The sequence below is a fragment of the Muricauda sp. SCSIO 64092 genome (genome assembly GCF_023016285.1).
Classification (GTDB): domain Bacteria; phylum Bacteroidota; class Bacteroidia; order Flavobacteriales; family Flavobacteriaceae; genus Croceivirga.
On the sequence record NZ_CP095413.1, the window covers coordinates 4,830,358 to 4,848,373 of the forward strand.

Annotated in this window: 12 protein-coding genes and 1 pseudogene; 5 read left to right on the forward strand and 8 right to left on the reverse strand. The window is 39.7% G+C overall.

Translation table 11 applies throughout. From position 1 onward, the window contains the following. The first annotated feature begins 5 nt into the window (after positions 1–5). Complete coding sequence (locus L0P88_RS20005; RefSeq protein WP_247131660.1) at positions 6–1,058, forward strand: mannonate dehydratase; 1,053 nt, start codon at positions 6–8, stop codon at positions 1,056–1,058. Positions 1,059–1,629: 571 nt separating this feature from the next. Here the strand turns inward: L0P88_RS20005 and L0P88_RS20010 are convergent. The 8 genes and pseudogenes from L0P88_RS20010 to L0P88_RS20045 form a co-directional block, all read right to left on the reverse strand. Beyond that, positions 1,630–2,178: a hypothetical protein gene (locus L0P88_RS20010; protein WP_247131661.1), complete on the reverse strand. Its 549-nt coding sequence runs from the start codon at positions 2,176–2,178 to the stop codon at positions 1,630–1,632. A 127-nt stretch (positions 2,179–2,305) separates the two neighbouring features. After that, positions 2,306–2,887 carry a hypothetical protein gene (locus L0P88_RS20015; RefSeq protein ID WP_247131662.1) on the reverse strand — a complete coding sequence of 194 codons (582 nt, stop codon included), beginning with the start codon at positions 2,885–2,887 and terminating at the stop codon, positions 2,306–2,308. A 313-nt stretch (positions 2,888–3,200) separates the two neighbouring features. Further along, positions 3,201–3,584, reverse strand: coding sequence for a hypothetical protein (locus tag L0P88_RS20020; protein ID WP_247131663.1), 384 nt, complete (start codon positions 3,582–3,584; stop codon positions 3,201–3,203). 4 nt (positions 3,585–3,588) lie between these two features. Beyond that, the gene (locus L0P88_RS20025) at positions 3,589–4,503 is read right to left on the reverse strand and encodes a hypothetical protein (RefSeq protein ID WP_247131664.1); all 915 of its coding nucleotides are present in this window, start codon (positions 4,501–4,503) and stop codon (positions 3,589–3,591) included. Positions 4,504–4,624: 121 nt separating this feature from the next. Beyond that, positions 4,625–13,246, reverse strand: coding sequence for a LamG domain-containing protein (locus L0P88_RS20030; RefSeq protein ID WP_247131665.1), 8,622 nt, complete (start codon positions 13,244–13,246; stop codon positions 4,625–4,627). 60 nt (positions 13,247–13,306) lie between these two features. Continuing rightward, the gene (locus L0P88_RS20035) at positions 13,307–14,224 is read right to left on the reverse strand and encodes a phage tail protein (RefSeq protein WP_247131666.1); all 918 of its coding nucleotides are present in this window, start codon (positions 14,222–14,224) and stop codon (positions 13,307–13,309) included. Positions 14,225–14,350: 126 nt separating this feature from the next. Further along, positions 14,351–15,008 (reverse strand): annotated as a pseudogene (locus L0P88_RS20040) (IS1595 family transposase); the annotation flags it as partial. A 336-nt stretch (positions 15,009–15,344) separates the two neighbouring features. Then, positions 15,345–15,560 (reverse strand): hypothetical protein, encoded by a 216-nt coding sequence (locus L0P88_RS20045; RefSeq protein WP_247131667.1) that lies wholly within the window; start codon positions 15,558–15,560, stop codon positions 15,345–15,347. A 199-nt stretch (positions 15,561–15,759) separates the two neighbouring features. On the opposite strand from L0P88_RS20045, the gene L0P88_RS24180 reads away from it, so the two are divergent. The 4 genes from L0P88_RS24180 (at position 15,760) to L0P88_RS20060 (ending at position 17,998) form a co-directional block, all read left to right on the forward strand. After that, positions 15,760–15,852, forward strand: coding sequence for a hypothetical protein (locus L0P88_RS24180; RefSeq protein ID WP_409557738.1), 93 nt, complete (start codon positions 15,760–15,762; stop codon positions 15,850–15,852). A gap of 117 nt (positions 15,853–15,969) precedes the next feature. Continuing rightward, positions 15,970–16,113, forward strand: coding sequence for a hypothetical protein (locus L0P88_RS20050; RefSeq protein WP_247131668.1), 144 nt, complete (start codon positions 15,970–15,972; stop codon positions 16,111–16,113). 479 nt (positions 16,114–16,592) lie between these two features. After that, a complete protein-coding gene (locus tag L0P88_RS20055) occupies positions 16,593–17,372 on the forward strand; it encodes a hypothetical protein (RefSeq protein WP_247131669.1) in 780 nt (259 codons plus the stop codon). A gap of 149 nt (positions 17,373–17,521) precedes the next feature. Then, positions 17,522–17,998, forward strand: a complete 477-nt coding sequence (locus tag L0P88_RS20060; protein WP_247131670.1) for a hypothetical protein — start codon at positions 17,522–17,524, stop codon at positions 17,996–17,998. Positions 17,999–18,016: the final 18 nt, after the last annotated feature.

Here is an 18,016-nt window from a genome sequence, read left to right on the forward strand (position 1 = left end):
CCACAATGATGAAAAGATTATTGAAAACGGAAAAATGGGCCAACCTACCCATGCGCCCCGGGTTTGGTTCATTTATGCACCCCACGGAAGAAAAACTGACGCTTATTAAACAATTGGGGGTCGATGATATCATTTTGAACATGTACCGGAATAATTTGATAGACACCAATTTTGATTCCTTACCGCTTCCGGGGGACCACCAATGGGAGTACAAGGATTTAGTGATGCTTCGTAACATAGTTGAGAATACAGGCATCCGGTTGTTGGCGTTGGAGAACATGCCATTTTCTTTTTACGATAAGATAATGGTGGGGCAACCTGGTAGGGAAGAGCAGTTAAAGCATGTACAAGAGACGGTTTACAATATGGGGAGTGCCGGTATTCCCGTTCTGGGATATGGATGGACACCTACCGGGGTCTGGCGTTCTTCCACCACATACAAAATTAGGGGTGGGGCGCAATCCATGAGTGTCAATCTTGAAGATTTTAAAACTGCACCACTCTCCCATGGAAGGGTATTTTCCGAAGATGAAATGTGGGATTACTACCACTATTTTTTAGAAGGGGTACTGGGGGTTGCAGAAGAAGCAGGAGTCACTTTAGCATTGCACCCAAATGATCCACCAGTACCAAGTTTGGCGGGTGTACCTCAGTTGTTCCGTAGTTTTAAGGCATATCGAAAGGCTATGGATATGATTAAAAGTGAAAATCACGGACTGCAGTATTGTTTGGGTAATTTTTCCGCAATGGGCGAGGATATCAATTCGGTAACGGAATACTTTGCAAAAGAGGACAAGTTGGTATATATACATTTTCAAACGGTTTCCAACTCCTTGGCCAAAGGAAATACAACACTCAATGAAATTTTTGTAGATATGCCGGGTTATTATGACCCTGTATCCGTCCTCAAAAAACTCAAGGAAGTCGGTTTTAGCGGTATGATAATGCCGGGCCATGTACCAAAGATGATTGGGGACAAATCCTGGGAGGAGCGCGGGCGATCATTTACCATTGGATATATCAAAGGTATTATGGCTGCTTTGAACTGTGAAGGATAATGTAATCACAGTATGCTGACTTCGATAGCGGAATTGAGCAACTTTTTGTTCAGGTATGTTAATAAGGGCTTGTAAAGCAGGGATGTATTCAGAGGGTCGGACAAAATATGTTAGGGCGAAAAAAAACATTGAAAATCAATGGCCTATGTAGCGATAGGGGGACTTGAACTCTCGACCTTAGGGTTATGAACATTGATTTGTTGGTTCTGTTTAATGTTAGGTTTTTTACTCCTAATTTAAAAGGGATTCCACCTATTTCCCTTTATCCCGATTTATTACTATGATTATTGGTTTTTATAAGTATACCCTCACTTTTGAACTTGCAAGGCCTAATCTATATATAATATGAGCAAATTTTTACCACCTGCATTCCTACTTCTAGTTTTACGTATTATTTCCTGTCAAGGTTGACGACTTGACCAGTTCAATGGAAAACGATGCAACAATAATAGAAGAAAACGACTTAAAACCCATCAAATTGGGAGGGTAGCTTGAAATCCATGCTCTTAATTCGGAATGAAGCAATTTGTGGAACAACAATAAAAAGGCTCCTTGTTACTAATAAAGGCTTTTATTCTTCAACTTTAAAATAATAGGCTTCTGGGGTGTTTTCAGAAAGATTGGTGATATTGACCTCTATGTTTTCTGAATAATAAGGTGTATTGGAGTTTAAATTGACGGCATTGAAACTTAAGGAATATTCACCTTCTTCAACCAGAATAATCCCCATCCGGGATTCATAGGTATTTGTACCTGTATTTAACTTCGCAACATTGATGGTTCCATTTGGTGAATATAAAAGTCCTTCTCTAATATAAACTCCTTCAAACGAATCGGAAAAAGCTGATAATTTTCGGAAATCGGGATAATAAGAAAACGCTTTGGAGTTCGAGGTTTCGTATATATCAAGTTTATTATTGTAACCGTCTTCATCAAGATACCTACTAAAACTTAAATTAAAAATTATGGTATCCCCTACTTGATAATTTTCTTTATTTTCAAATGTAAAGGCATCAGAAATGATTATCCAAGGATAATAACCATAATCATCATTACCCGAAAAACACCCTATCACGGACAGACCCATTAAACCTACAATGAATACAACTGATTTTTTCATCTGTATAAAATTTTAAATCATTGAAATTTAATGTCTTAAAAATTTTAAGACATTCAGTAATTCGCAAAAATTTTGTTCATTTCGGGGGTAAATTTCCCGAAGAAAAAGTGTATGCTCATTTCATATACTAAAATCTAAATCCTAAATTGATACCGGACTGGGCAACGGAAACACCAAAATCATCATAATATTCACCAACAATATCTCCGCCCAACCCTAACATTAATTCCAGGGAAATACGTTTTTTGAACAATAAAAACTTTTGACCAATTCCCACACCCAATGCAAGATTGGTGTAGTTTTCGATTTCTCTGCGGTACACTCCATAGCCTTCAGTAGTGGTTCTTCGCCGAACTTCATTTGACCTTCCCCCATGAAGGCTTGTAAAGGCCTGAAGAAAGAAGCTGTTCCGTTGGTTGCCCCTCACATACCATCGTCCATAGGGGGTTATTTCATAATCCTTGGTGCCATTGCCATAACCGTCATCGAAATCCCTGCTATTGAACCCGTATTTTCCGTACCATAGACCTAGACCAGCGGAAAAATTCTTCGAAAAAGCGTTTTCATATATCAAGTAAACGGACTGATCTGCCATTAAATAGCCAGTATTTATAGCTATATCATTTCTGTAGGTATGGTTTGTACCATTTTCTTGACCTGAAGACCACAAAGTGCCGAGAAAAAAACCAATTAACAGTAGTCTTTTCATTTTTTACAATTCATGGTTTTTAAGTTCTATCAAGACACTTATATGCCGTAATTTTTGCCATCTTATCAATCTCATAATATGTTATGGTATTTCTGGGGATGCAACGATTAAATGCTTTTTTTAAAGGCTAAAGTCATGAATAGCGGAAACACTGAAAATACGTGTTAGTGCGTATTTACTGGGTAGTGGTACTAAAGTCTTTGCCACTGTTATCAATGACCAAAAAGTGGCCCCGTTGACCATAATGTAGCCATGGAAAATCAGGAAAAGGCCCAAGAGCTTTTAGAAAAATTGGGAAAATGGGACACTAGTACTAATTCACCTCTTCAAACCCTCCTTGTATGGAAAAATGCAGGGTAGCCGAAACGTTAGCATCCAACAGCTTTGCCGTGTTCTGTCCAGGCTCTAAATGTATAGGGATAATATGTGTCCCATCTTCTGTAAAGTTTATGGTATATACAACGCTATTAATAGTATATTTAACTTCATCAAGGTAGCTCATTTTATACCCTTCAATGGCCAAGGCATATTGTCCGTTAGGATCTACACAGGCACCTTGCTCTAATGCCGTACCATCCAGATACACAAAACGAAGTGAAAAATCTTCCAAGGTCTTTTGGTCTCCATTGTCTGATGAGCAAGAGAAACAAAATAACAATAAGGGAAGAACACATATATTTAAGTTTCGTTTCATCATAATTCTAATCTCTTAATTCAATTTTAATTTCTTTTGCTTCCTCTCCTAAAGAAACAATATAAGTTCCAACTTCCAGATCTAAAAAGATAACTTCTCCGTTTTCAAATTCTTTGGTAGCTATAAGCTGGCTTCCCTGTTTTAAAGTGACACGCTCGGTACTATTATGTAAAACAACTTTAATAGCACCTCCAGAGTAACATACAGCATCTTTTTTATAAAATTTAGTACTGCTTAAATCTTGATTTACATTGATAGTCCATTCTTTTGCAAAAGAACGGTCTTCTGAGAGCACCGTTAATACTAAGGGGTCATACAAATTAAATCTGCTGACACCACTTTCCAATAATGTGCGATAATCATAAAGGGCAGCACCTTCACTCAATGCATACTCAATAGTCACACTACTTAAATCTGTACCAATATCGACTTCTATATTTACGGAATTGGTGTTCACTATATTGGAAATAGACGCAATGCCTTTGAGATTAAACGATACGATATCAACTTCTGAACTTAATGCAGGATTGGCCAAAGACACTGGTTGAAACGTAGTACCATTGTGCTCGTTAATTTCAAATGTGATGGTCTTAGCTACATCAATAACCTGATCATTGGCCGAATCGTATATTTTAAACGATACGATGTCATTGGACTCATTCGAAAAAATAGTCAGGTAAGCGTAATATTTATTGGAATTAACCGATTTTTTCAAATTGGTAACACCACGGCACTCGCCATTAACGAAGGCCGCGACTTTGTCGTTCTCGCTTGCCAATTCCACTCCATCGACATTTAAAAACGATAATAGTGTCATAGTGTATTGAAACTTATGTTCATCTACAGTCCATGAAGGTTCTTGTGCCATGCACAATTGAACCGTAAAAACATAGACTACTACTAAGTAAATAAACCTTTTCATACATTTAAATTTTATTGTTTTTCATAAATCATACTTCGACTGCGCTCAGCACAGGCATGTAATTAGCCATTAAACATTTCGGTGAGTATTACCAATAAGTTATAATGGCTAATTTCATCAATTAATGTTTGATAATTTTTTTGCTATAAACAACGCCATCCAAGGCAATTTCCACTAGATAAGCTCCTGATGAAATTTTAGGTGTCAAGTTTAATTGTCCTTTTCCTTCTTGCACCTCTACCTGTGTTGAAAAAACCTTCTTATATCCCATATCAAATATAGATATGGATACAGATTGTGATTTCAAAGCAACAACATCAATTAACAATTCTCTTTCAAAAGGATTGGGATGTAGTATAGGCTGCAATACCGTATCGATATCTTGATTGCCATGAATGTCCAATCGCATAGGATTTGAAAAAGTACCTTCCACCGCATCAGGAACAAACGCATACTCCACATTGGTATTAAATTCTTGACGGTCATCACCTAAAAGAAAGTGCAAAGTTTCTTTGCCTTCGGCATGTGCCGTTAAAAACGCAAGGTTTCTTCCATCAATTTCTACGCTATTAGCACTTCCTCTTGGATTTCCGTGACTATCATAAACTGTGACCTTATTATACAAAAACGGAAATTCAATTACGAAATTCATATTCTCAGCAAACCTGGCATATGCTGTCCCAATTTTAGAAGCCTTACTTTTAGATGCTTTTTTGCCTGAATTCGCAGCGAGATATTCCGGATATCTAAATGCTTGCTCTTTGCTGGATTTTAACATATATCCATGGCCAGATTGCAGATAATGTAAACTTCCTTTCCACCCGTTCAACGGATCGTACATGGCAAATAAATCCTGAGATTTGATCACATCTCCGTCATTAGCCTGTAGATTGGCCAAAGCATCATTGATGGCATTATCCCGGCTAATCGGATACGGTAACCAGTTCCAGTTTTCTTTTACAGGGAAAACCCAGTTGGAAATATCTACACGCTCTCCTGATATAATTAATGTTTGAGCTTGTTCAAGTTCTACCTTGTACATCTTATAAATGCTCAATCCACCGTTACCGCTAATCGTTCCATCCCAGGTACTCAAACCAGGATTTACCGCATCCAAATTGTAAATATCAACATAGGAAGGTGTATGGGTTAAAATCCTGTCAGAGGTAGTTAAGGTCATTTCTGAAGTCAACGTATTTAAATCTGAAAAGCGAGTATCAGAAACATTAAAAGATATCCAAGTCCATCCTTTATTAAATGGTATCTCCTGTTCAATAATAGTAGTATCCTCAAAAATAACAGGTCCGCTTAAACTTCCCATGATATCGCCATCGGCAAATATCATACTATCATTACCATCAACCGTAGCCTCGATAATAAGATCGGCAGAAGCATCCCAAATTTTGAATGTAATCTTATCTCCATTATTGGTATTACTATGTACCGTCAAATATGCAAAATAAGATTGGTAATTGGTATCGTATTCAAGATTTGCCACACCTCTGACTTCATCACCACTAAATGCAGCAACTTTGTCATATTTATCTGAAGAAAGCGCACCATCAATTTTAATTTTGCCAATAAAATTTGAACTATAATTGTAATCCTCTGGGTTCACGGTCCAATCTGGACCATCTGCAAGTACTCTTAAATTCAAATACACTTTTTGGTCATAACTATAATCTGTTACCAAAAATAAATTATGCGCATATTCCCCAGAAGCCAGGTCATCATCAATAACCGCCGTAATCTTATGCGTTGAATTGGGCTGAATGACATCTGCGGTCTCTGAAAGTGTTAACCATGAAGGCACATTTGTTATCTCAAAATTCTCAGTCGTGCCGCCTCTATTGACAAGTATTATTGATAACGACTTTTCTTCACCCTGAGCCTTAAGAATCTCATCTTGATCTGATACGCCTTCCATATACCAGCTTACGTCATTTTTATCTATAAATGCTGTCCAGGTAATAGGGGATTCCTGCATATTGTTTGCCTCATCAAACATTCTATGAACGGTGATATCCAATACCTGCCCTTCAACAACTGCCCAATCCGTCACAACTGGTTCTAAAACCATTTGATTACCATTTAGTGTATGGCTAACCTGGAATTTAATCAGTTCCCGTTCAGGCTGTATGGCGGGTGCATCATTGGAATAATTTGCCGTACCATTATTTAAAATTGCTGCACTTTGAATCACCGATTGGTTGGTATATAGGTGGTAATATTTTGGGCCATTCCCTGTTGCAATATCCGGTGCGTTCATTCTGGCATACAGTAACAATCCTATGCTTTCAGGATCCAACTCATGATGGCTATCCCTTATAACCTGATCTACGGTTCTGCGAGTATTCCATAAACGCAATTCGTCTATCTTCCCGTTAAAAATATTATCAACTGTTGTTTTACCTGCTAAATCAATAGTGCCTCTGGCTCCAATCCAGACCTTGTTCCCTGAAAGGCCTCCTATGTTTCCTATTTGGTTCGTAGAGACTAATGCCTCGTCAACATAGGTATCCAGGGCACCAAGCCTGTTAAATAAAATGGTTACATGGTGCCATTGGTTATCTGCAATTCCGGTAGATGTTAATGTATATGCAGCACCTTCGCTAGCAAATGATAATTGACCATTAGCATCCATATCTACAGACCACTTGTTTCTATACCCTCCTGTTTGAACAGGATCTGAATCATCTCCAATGCCATTTGAAAAAATTGTGCCGGCTTCAGAAACATCTGTTTTTACCCAAAAAGACAAGGTGGCGTCCATGGTATTGGTAATCTGGACATAACTTACATTATCCAGTTCCATGTACTGCGTTCCATTGAACTCATACGATTCACTTTTTGGAAAGATATCCCAATCTGCAGTTAACACACCATGTTTAAAGCGAGCCAGGTCTTTAGCTAATGTTCCACGTCCTTCATCCATAGGCCAGAACCCTATAAGCCCCTGCTCATTACCCTCAAGCTTTTCGTACATATTGGCGTATGCATCGGCCAGGGTCATACTATGGCTCCAAATACGTAGGTCATGCAGGTTTCCTATAAAATTGTTTCCTCCGATAACAAGATCACTGGAATTGTTGTATTGCCCTCCTGGGGTACCCAATCCACTTCCAATCACACGATCATCTTCAAAAATTTCGATACTACCTGCATTGGCATTGTGTGTAATGACATAATGGTGAAAGTTACCATCTGAGGCAATGGAAGCATTAACACTGATATCCAAAACATTAAAGGTCATATTGTTTTGCTTTAACGTAATGTTAAAACCATGGTTCTGATTCATCATAGTAGCATTGCCCGTAGTTTCATTCTTCATCCAGAATTCGATTGTAAAATCGCCGGAACTCGTAAAAGGGTCTGAAGTGGTCATGGTATTGTTCATACCTTCAAAACGAACCGACACATTATGATTTACCGGTAACTGATTGGTTTCTCCTTTTATCTGGATAACACTAACAGCTGGATTAAAAGACACAGGCTCATTAAAGGTCACCAGCATATCATCTCCTGTAGATAAAATACCATCTGTAGGACTAGGCGAACCAAATCTCACAGGGGCATTTAAGTCTATAGTTCCCCTAACTTCCTCTGAAATAAATTCGGTACCATCTGTACAGGTACTTCTACCTCTAATTTCATACACGCCATCCTGCAAATTCAATCCTATAATATCAAGATCAAAGTTTATGGTCGACCCGGTAATTAACGAGATGCCTGTTTCTCCGTCTGATACAGCAATATCGTAATCTGCTTGTGTTCCATAATAGGTATGTGCCCTGGTCCATGTGGACGATGTTGCCAAACGGTATTCCAAATCAATTTTTTGGAAGCTGTTGAACGCTGTATTAAAACCAATTAATTCAACAGGTAAATTGTTTGTTGTACCATCTACATTAAATGCCATCTCTTTGTTATACACCCAATTATCCAATGGTGCAGATACCACCACTTCTGAACAGGATGGCACAAAACTGGCAGACAAACTCACACTATCGGACATATCATCATCACATGCCGATTCAATTGAAATTACTATATCATTATAATCATAAACATCTGCGCTACCCTTGGCCATCGTTAATGTATAATGTACTTTTTCTCCATAGGGCACATATACCGGTGTTCCGTTAGGATCTATATTGATAATGGCATTATTTGGATTTGACGTGTTTTCAACCGCCAAATAGAACATAATGGTATCTGGGTTATCGTCTCCTTGCGCCTCTATTTCGCTTAGGTTTTCCAGTATTAAGTCAAATTCGGCATTCCTGCCTTCCAATACACCGGAAACATTATTGTCGACTACCGAAATTTTAGGATTTTCTACTTTTTGTGTTGCTGCGGACAAGGCCACCCTTTGACTTTCTTCCAGTTCAGGGATGTCCGTTGCATCGGCATTATAGGTGGAAGGGTTGAAGAAATAGGACTCTTCCCCACCTTCCCACGGGCAGGAAGAAGACCCTCCCACGGTGCTAAAAATAACACCGTTTCCATCAAAGGCATTTACAATGTCTACGCTAAATGCGTCCTCGGGATTCTCATCGGCAAAAGTATAACTGACCGTTATGGTAGATTCATCTTCTGAGCTAAAACTACCATCTAAGTCCTCATCAACCACATCTTCGACCTCATCAAGAACTCCGGTTTTCAGGATATTGAACCCTACCTGACCTCCCAAGGATTCTTCAACGTTCAATTCAAATTCATTAAACTTAGAGGTTATAATACTCGATTCGATGGTTCTTGTAATTTCTCCAACACCAGAATCAAACGTTATATTTTGTTCAAAATGATCTTTTATTTGATCTTCTATACCATCCGCTTCGTCTAATTTTTTGGTTAGCAAGTCATGGCCTCCCGCTCCTAAATCGGCATCGTCAATGGTGCTTTGTAAATCCGACTTATACTTGGTTAAATAATCCTCAAGACCTTCTTTAATAACATCCCTGTCATTTGTAACCAGGTACTTTGTTCTTTCATTCTCACGAATGGTCTTGCGCCATAAATTGATTTGTTGTTCATAAAAATCCCTTGATTGTACACCTGGATCATTTTCACTGATAACACCCGCATCTAAATTGGCTATGATGGCCTGTAAATCAGGAATTAAATGGCTTAAAATATGCTTTTGCGTGTAAACAAAGAAGGTTTCTGAGGGTTCTTCTACAAAATACATGGCTTTTTGTTTATTTATATAAACTTTATCGCCATCGGTATTGGTTAACACAAAACGATCGCCAATCTGTGGCTCGCTTGTTGTAGCCAATATATTATCGTACTGCCCATACACATAGTTTTTTGAGTTTCCTATGTATAAATCTGCATTGGCACCTACAAATCCGTTATCATCACTGGTAGATATAGTTTGGGTGAAGGTATAGGTTTTTGTTAATTCTTTTCCAAGTGCAGAATTTGTCTCCAAAGAAATTCCGGTCGTAGCATTGTTTGTAGTTTCTGTTTCAATCACAGGTCCTGCCAATCCACCACCAGCGGCAAATTTAACCCCGAGCATCACAGTTAGGTTATCACTAACCGTATTGTCATCATCTTCCGTGTACTCTGAGGTAAACGTAATGGACTGCCCTTTTTCTATAGTGGCAGAACTATTGGAGCCCGGCGGATCCCGTAAAATAATATCCGGTATATCCGGAGCACTTGTAATAAAGGTTTGACTGCCATCTGACTGTCCTCCCAAAATTATCCCTTCACCAATATAGTTCTCGGCAGGATAATCCACACCGTTTACCCTATATTTAATAACCATTGTTTTTGTAAACGGGGAAGACACAGAAGGTGTCCCTGCTTTGAAGGTATAATAACTTTCACTGGGTATTTCTTCACTAACCGTAATGGTTTCAGAATTTGCCAATGCCAGATTGTTGGTAATAATAAACTCGCCATCTACAATGGGCACCAGATCCTCTACTGCTTCGGTGCCATCGTAATTGATATAACGCTCAAAACTATCAAGGGTTATCGTATACGAAGCAAATTGCCTGTAAACAGGATATTGAAACCCTGAAGTACTTATCCTTTTTCCATCAATAACAAGTTCTTTTGCATATTCCTGATCTGTAGTTCTTAGTATAGGTGTAGATCGGTAGGTAAAACTTTTTTCATAGTGAAACGGAGTGCCTTCTATAATCTTGCCATTACTATCTGTATACTCGGGCGTAGTTACCTGGGGAACTTTGCTATAATCCAATACTTCATCTGCCTTTAACAGGTTAATGGAATTATTATTGGGAATACTAATGCCGCCCGTCTGGCCAATGGTGTACTGCAATGGTAAAACAGCTATTCGGTATTCGCCCGTTTCTGCATTGGTGTTAAAATGATATCTTGTATATGGTGTTGCCGTCCCCCCAACAGGTGTGTACCCCATGGTTATATTGGCGACACCAATATTGTTAACAGAGCTTACCGTTTCTGTAGCACTTTGTCCAAACTCATCGGTGACAGGGGTTTCATAGGTTCCCGCTCCGCCAAATCCTATGGCTTTTGAAGATTCTGTTGTTCCTCCAACAACCCGGCCTACTACCTCTACCTTGGTATTGTCTATAAAAACAACCTGCTCCTGGGCATCTTCAAAGAATTCTGATGTAGTACCTGATGCTTCCGGAAATCTACCTGCATATACAAACTCATGGTTGTCCTTTTTAAGGGATATATAATGGTCTCCTATGGGTACTGATATTTCAAACTCCCCATTTTCATCAGAAACGACTGGTTCATTGTTTTCATCCAATACAAGCTGCCCATCAATATAGATATTAACACCTTCTGATGGTATTCTGGCATATTGTTCCAGGTAATCATCATCGGGATCGGATGTGCCAAGGTCATTTAACCAATATTCTCCCTTGGAGAACTTTTCTCCGTTTTTCTCGTAGTAATTGTAGCCTTCGTCTAAAATACCCGGACCACTAACATATTCTATACCATCTGTTAACCCTGTAAATACCGGATGATTTGCATTACCGGTGTTGACCTCTACAAACGACGGAAATACGCCTTTGGAATTATACGACACCTTTCCTTTGAAAACAAAGGACGATATATCTGTAAAATCAATTTTGTTGGCTACTTCTGAACCTTGTCCTAAATAGATCAACTGCTGGTTAGGCTCAAACTGATGTTGACCAAAAGATGGTGTTATGGTAAAAGACTCCCCGCTTCCTGCATACGGAATTGAGGAAACCTCGTAATTCCCGTTACTATCGGTAACACCCAGAATGCCCAATTGGGAGGCTGTTGGGATGTTTCCTGCCCCATCGACCCAACCTGGCTCTGAAGTGCCCTGATCCCTATAGATATCTTTAATGGCCAGGTGATTTTTATTGAAGGTATAGCCTGACCTGGAAGCATCATAGGCAAAATTTCCCGCATTTTCGTTGGCCGAGGCATAGCAAATTAAATTGGCTTCGTTACCACTGATATAGCGTCTATAGTCTGTTATGATTTCATCTGGGCCAAGCACTGCATTCCACACCCGTATCTCATCAAAAATAGCAGTATGAACACCTCCAACTTCGATATTTTTCCATGCCGTATTTTGGGCACTTTTCATATCCATGATGTGCGTACTATTTTGTGTAGATACACCAAAATAAGGTGCAGTATAGTTAGAATCTGTTGCTATTAACGTCTCATTTAGTTGTTTGGAATATGCCTCGGTCATAGGTCTGCCATTAACATATAATTTAGGGACTTCCCCATCTTTGATTGTCACAGATACATGCGAAAACCTAACATCAAATTCCTTAACTGGTATTAAAACATCATCACCTCTGCTATTAATTTCTCCTGAAGGGTAATAGTTATTCAAATGATAAAGATTCCCTATGGAAAGATTAATTTGTGCAGGACCAACATAAAATAGTAGTTGGTTACTGCTTTCAGCTAAATAAGCCGCTATAAGTATGTGGTCATTCCCAGAATCTATCTGAAATAATTTCAAATATTGCGATTGTGCCTGAAAGTCTGTATTGGGCTTAACCCAAGCTTGAAACGTGGCTTCTGTTGTTATGGGTTTATTGATGTTTTTTGCTATCAGATAGCTGTCTTCCGGAATATTCAATGCACTGCCATAATTGATAATACTTCCCTGAGGTTGGGCATTTATCGTAACATTTTCAACAGGATTGCCTCCCTCAAAACTTATATTACCGGTAACCACAGCCGTAGGGTTCCTAAACCCAATGCCTTCTATATAGGTCTCGTATAAGATAGGGGCATCTGCCAGACCTGTAGCCACCACCTTATATTGGTACAAAACCCCACCTTCCACATAATTATCCGTATATTCCGTGGCATCAGCAGCGAGTGTGCTTAGGAATTCATAAGGTGCTGAATTATCTTCTGTAAAAGGCCTGCGATATATCTTAAGGTTCATGACCTTATCCGCATTATTCCGCAGTTCCCAATTGAGTTGGATATGGTCTGTATAATACCCTTTGGAAACCTCAAAGGATTCTTCTGCAAAGGTATTGTACAAATAGAGGATATCCCATGGGAAACGAAAATCTGAGGTGTTGGTTTTTCTTGACTGTAAGTTCTTATTCTGCCCCAGGTAAGGCATCCCTACCTGGAAAGTATATTTCTTGTTATTGGCGTTATTGTGAATGGCCTGGGATGCCTGCACTATTTTTGCACCCTCATAATCCTGCGCAACACACACCACCGAAAACAGGAAAAAGATACAAAGGCTTTGTATGGATTTTTTCATGATATGAGGTTTAGCCCATTCGTCTTTTGTAGAAAAAACAATAGGTCGTTAAAAAGTCTATTAAAGTTTAATGATGTAGGTTACACCAAAGTTAACAGGTCTGGTTTCCGTACCTCCCGAACTAGCTGTAGAACCTGTTATGGAATGCGTGTGATTACCCGCATCTTCCAAGGCTTTATGATTTTTTATATCATACTCTGAACCTGTACCACCACCATCAAAACCAGTGGGTGTAACACTACCTGCGTCTGAAGCTGAAATTCTTAAGGCGTATTTATAGACATTATCATCATGATCATGGTTTCCGGCAGAACTGGTTCCTAAAGACCCATGTCCATGGGTATGCGCCTTTATTGCGTCTGTTTCTGTGGCCAATAGGTTAGGCCCCGAATACGTATGTCCGCCAACAGTGCTTGAGCCGGTACCTCTTAAAAACATTCCTTGTAAATTTGGGGCATTGTCGGACCCTATTAAATCCCTTAGAGCCTTAGAGCCTACAACATTGGTTATATCTTGCCCATGACATAGCACCCAACCATTGGGGGCCGTACTTCCGGCATAAGCTACAATGGTTCCTGTGGGCACCCCATTCCCGGCCGCAATGGCATAGGGGGTTCGCTTTAAGACTTCATCCGAGATTTGAGCCCCGTTTTCGCTAATTTTTAAATACATCTCGTTATTGGCAAAAAGTACGTCGTAGCCACTTCCGGGGTTGAGCACATAGGAAAACACACCAAAAGCATCTGTTGTTAAAGATTCCACAACCGAATACACAGAGGTTGGGGTATTGTTATTCCTTGCATCTATATAATACAACTCAAACGTTAAGGAAATGGTTTCATTGGAATTTGCTGTATTGTTCGTATCTCTTGAAATTCCCTGGATAGCTATCCCAGAATTTGCTGCCGAAGATTGAGCCTTACTACCTAAGGCAACTAATAAAAGGCTAAGTACGAGTAATTGTTTTGAGGTTTTCATTTTCTCTGAGTTTTGATTGTTAATGATTTATTTGCTTTGCCATTTAATGAACTCATTTAGACTTTTTTGTTAAATTTTTTGATTGCTATCATGATGAATGCCAAATAGTTTAACTGACTTAGGCATTTACCCACTAATGTTTTTTATCGGGCAGGGAGGTGTGTTGACCATCCGGAGCATCAGGTTGTCGAATATCCCCTCCTTCATGAAGCTTCTGTTGAGCCTGTAACAGTACTCGTCCAGATAGTCCTGCAGTTGCTCCATGTGGTGGTGCATGCTCCTTAGCCACCCCTTCAGCATCATTATGGCCCTGTGCAGTTCGGGGAAGTTGGCCCCTTTCTTTCCCGAGGGTATCCTTGAAAGGTTCTCGAAATCCTTCTCCAAGGGCCCATAGCCGCTCCACCGTTCGCCCTGGGGTCTATGTGGTGCCTCATGAAGCCCCCGGGCGAGGCTGCGTCGGCATGGGGGACGACCCTGGCGTAGAGCCTGGAGATGCCCTTGCTCTTCTTCTCTATACCGACCACGACGAGCTTCTTGGCGGGGTTGTCCCTGCCCCGGACACCCTCCTCCTGTTGGCCGAAGACCGTCTCGTCCACCTCGGTGTTCCCGGTTATGGGATGGTCGCCTGAGCTCTCCATGGCCTTCATCACCTTTCTCTTGAAGCGCCCCAACAGGCCTTCTGCCCAAGGTCCAGCCTGCGTGCCAGCTCGGTGGGGGAGAATCCCTTTTTGTTGGTCGACAGGAAGTACACAATCCAGAAGGCCTTGAGCAGGTCAAACTTCACCTATCAACCAATCCAAGATGTGTCGTAATTTTTGCCATCTTATCAATCTCATACTATGTTTTGGTATTTCTGGGCTTGCAACTATTAAATGCTTTTTTTAAAAGCTTATAGGCTTCCTTAAAACTTCTCTGCTTATATTTAATCTCAGATTCTATTATAAGAGGTTGGTAATCAGTAATGTAATTGCATTTCTGTTCATTTTTAAAACACGAATGCAAAAAAGGTAACAAGAGAGGTAATAATAATTTAAGGGGTAAAGTATTATTCTTTTTAACCATTTATTAAATATTTTGCTATCCCTATCAAATCACTTATGCTTTTACGTCTAAAATAGAGTCAAAGGGCCGCCTCCGCTTCAGAAACTTGTATCCCGTTATTATTATTGTTATAAACATTTCCATCATAGTTGGCATCAACATCGAAGTCGGCAAAATTAGTGCTGATCAATACGTTTTTATAGTTAGTATCTGGAATGTCAGTAGTCTGGGCGTGAATGGTTTGAAGAGTAAGAAGTGTTGCTGACAGTACGAGTATGTACAATAATGATCTCATATAAGTTGGTTTTACCAAAGTGAATATTACGGAAAATAGAAGCACTGAAAATACGTGTTAACGCGTATTTAATAAGTAGTAGTACTTAGGACTTTGCTAATTTTCAGACGGACTAAAAATCAATTAGTTTTATCCTATAAAGAAAATCAGGTTCAAGGAAACACTAAAGTTTGGGATAATGTAGCCGTACGATTCAGGCATTAAGCTCACTGACATTTGTCGAGACAAGGGTATTTCAACTACCATCTTTTATTTATGGAAACGGAAGTACGAGGGTATGAATGCCCGGTAGCTCAAGGAACTTATTAGCCACTGCTAGGATTGCAAGCCTACTTATAATGCAGTTTCCAACTATAATAGGGTCCACCAAGTACAGGCAGAAAACATTCAATTCAAAAATCTTAGAAAGATGCATTGGACATACTTGAAACTTGCATTGGGAGATGATGCCGATAAACTTTCATCACATTCTGGCAATGAGGTCTTTGACAAACATTACATCGATAAAAAAGTGGTGTATAAAGCTGTAGCGGAATTGAAGGTTCTGGGCTAAAAAAATAACGAGGCCGTCTAAAAAGTTCGTATGTGCATTGGTCACATCGAGCGCAGTCGAGATGTATTTGATATTCGTAACTTTAATAAGTTCTCGACTGCGCTCGAACCGACAAAATACTCTTTTTAGACGGCCTCGTCTTTTATTGCGGATTTGTAGCGTGAGGGGGACTTGAACCCCGGCCTCCGGGTTATGGATTCTGCGTTCTGACCGCCTGAGCTACCGCCCGATTCACCGGTTTACTTCATTTCCTGTCAAATGCAAACCGACAGAAGCATAGGACATTTAATCCCTCAAAAAATGAAATTCAATAGTATACAACAAAATGACTAAATAGTTGAATATATCTAAAGCTTTACTTTTTAAAAATATGAAATCAACAAAAAAACCTGCTTTTTTATAAATTATCTAATTTTCCTGATCATCTACAAAAACAAACGCTTAACTTTAGGGAAGTCGCTAATTCAAAACTACTTACGATGAAAAATATAATAATCCTCGGCGTACTGGCCATTTTTGGATGTACGGCCCTTTATGCACAAAATACGGTACACGCCGCTTGCTTCGCAAGCGTTGTTGGGTATACCGAAACCAGGGTTCCTTCCAACTTCTTTACTTTTGCCGATTTGAAATCAACAAGTGCCCAGGGCACCACGGCCCAAATCCCCGATGTTTTGGGAAGCCCTTATTTAGTGGATGCTTTTCAAAAAGGTTCTTTGTTTTATGGAGAAGAACTTGTAGGTACCTTTTATGTGAGGTACAACGGTTTTACCAAAGAGATGGAAATCAAAAAAGGGAATTCCCCCGATGAAATAGCAAAAGTGTTGGTTAAGGACAAAAACCTAAAATTTGTTTTTGACAACCGGGATGAGTTGAAGTTTGTCGCGTTTATGGATAAAAAAGGGAATAGACATGACGAATATCTAGTGACCAAAAGCAAAGGGGACAAATATCAACTAATGGAGAGACCCGTGGTAACCTACAAAGAGGGAAAAAAGGCCGCGAATTCCTTTATGCTTGATGTACCCAGTAAATTTGTACACCGTACCGAACTTTATTTTTTGGACCTTATGACAAATATTGCAAGTCAAGTTCCAGCCAAAAAATCCAAACTGATTGACTTTTTTGCTGAAAGTGAGAAAATTCAGATTGCAGCGCTGATCAAGAAAAAATCCTTGAACATTAAAGATGTAAATGACCTATCCCAGATATTTGATTTTGCCAACTCCATCAGTCAGGATATTGCCTTGAAGGAATAAATAGCCCCTGCTCTTGCTCGTAGCTAACCACTGACGGGCAGGAATAATCGGAATGGAAACCACGACCGCACGATCGTGGTTTTTTTATGTCCCTAACCTCCTATGAATCCTTCGCCCTGGCCGCCTGAACTACCTCTAAAAGCGGTTTATTGGATAAGAATAATGCCATAAATATTCTACCTTTGTATGTGATGCAAAAACACCTCAAAACAAAGGCGCTTTTTTTTCTGGGCATTTTCAGTATGTTACTGGTGCACCAAGCGGTACCGCATCAACATCATGAACTCCAAAGTGACGGGGAATGTTGTGAGATAGCACACAATCACCACCACGACCATATTCACACCGAATCAAACGGTGACCATCCAAAGAAAGGGTTCTTTCATTGGTTTTTGGAGGTACACATCCATACAAATTCTTTTGCAGATGTGTTTGTGCCGGAACAACCAGTGGCAAAAAAGATTTCGGTGGACAAAGAACTGGTCAAGACCTTTCCAGCCACTGAAACCACTTTTTTTTCCTTAGAGACTGCCACCAAAAATGAAGTATGGCACCATTCCCAGGATAAAAAGCAAAGCCCATATTCTTCGATTCCCGCACTGCGGGGTCCCCCCAGTCTAGGTTAATCAATTCAGCAGCCTGTT

Excerpts from the sequence above, each read along its gene's own strand:
- L0P88_RS20055 (WP_247131669.1), top strand. The coding sequence starts at position 16,593 with ATGAAAAATATAATAATCCTCGGCGTACTGGCCATTTTTGGATGTACG.
- L0P88_RS20030 (WP_247131665.1), bottom strand. The coding sequence starts at position 13,246 with ATGAAAAAATCCATACAAAGCCTTTGTATCTTTTTCCTGTTTTCGGTG.
- L0P88_RS20045 (WP_247131667.1), bottom strand. The coding sequence starts at position 15,560 with ATGAGATCATTATTGTACATACTCGTACTGTCAGCAACACTTCTTACT.
- L0P88_RS20010 (WP_247131661.1), bottom strand. The coding sequence starts at position 2,178 with ATGAAAAAATCAGTTGTATTCATTGTAGGTTTAATGGGTCTGTCCGTG.
- L0P88_RS20005 (WP_247131660.1), top strand. The coding sequence starts at position 6 with ATGATGAAAAGATTATTGAAAACGGAAAAATGGGCCAACCTACCCATG.
- L0P88_RS20020 (WP_247131663.1), bottom strand. The coding sequence starts at position 3,584 with ATGATGAAACGAAACTTAAATATATGTGTTCTTCCCTTATTGTTATTT.
- L0P88_RS20025 (WP_247131664.1), bottom strand. The coding sequence starts at position 4,503 with ATGAAAAGGTTTATTTACTTAGTAGTAGTCTATGTTTTTACGGTTCAA.
- L0P88_RS20050 (WP_247131668.1), top strand. The coding sequence starts at position 15,970 with ATGCATTGGACATACTTGAAACTTGCATTGGGAGATGATGCCGATAAA.
- L0P88_RS20015 (WP_247131662.1), bottom strand. The coding sequence starts at position 2,887 with ATGAAAAGACTACTGTTAATTGGTTTTTTTCTCGGCACTTTGTGGTCT.
- L0P88_RS20035 (WP_247131666.1), bottom strand. The coding sequence starts at position 14,224 with ATGAAAACCTCAAAACAATTACTCGTACTTAGCCTTTTATTAGTTGCC.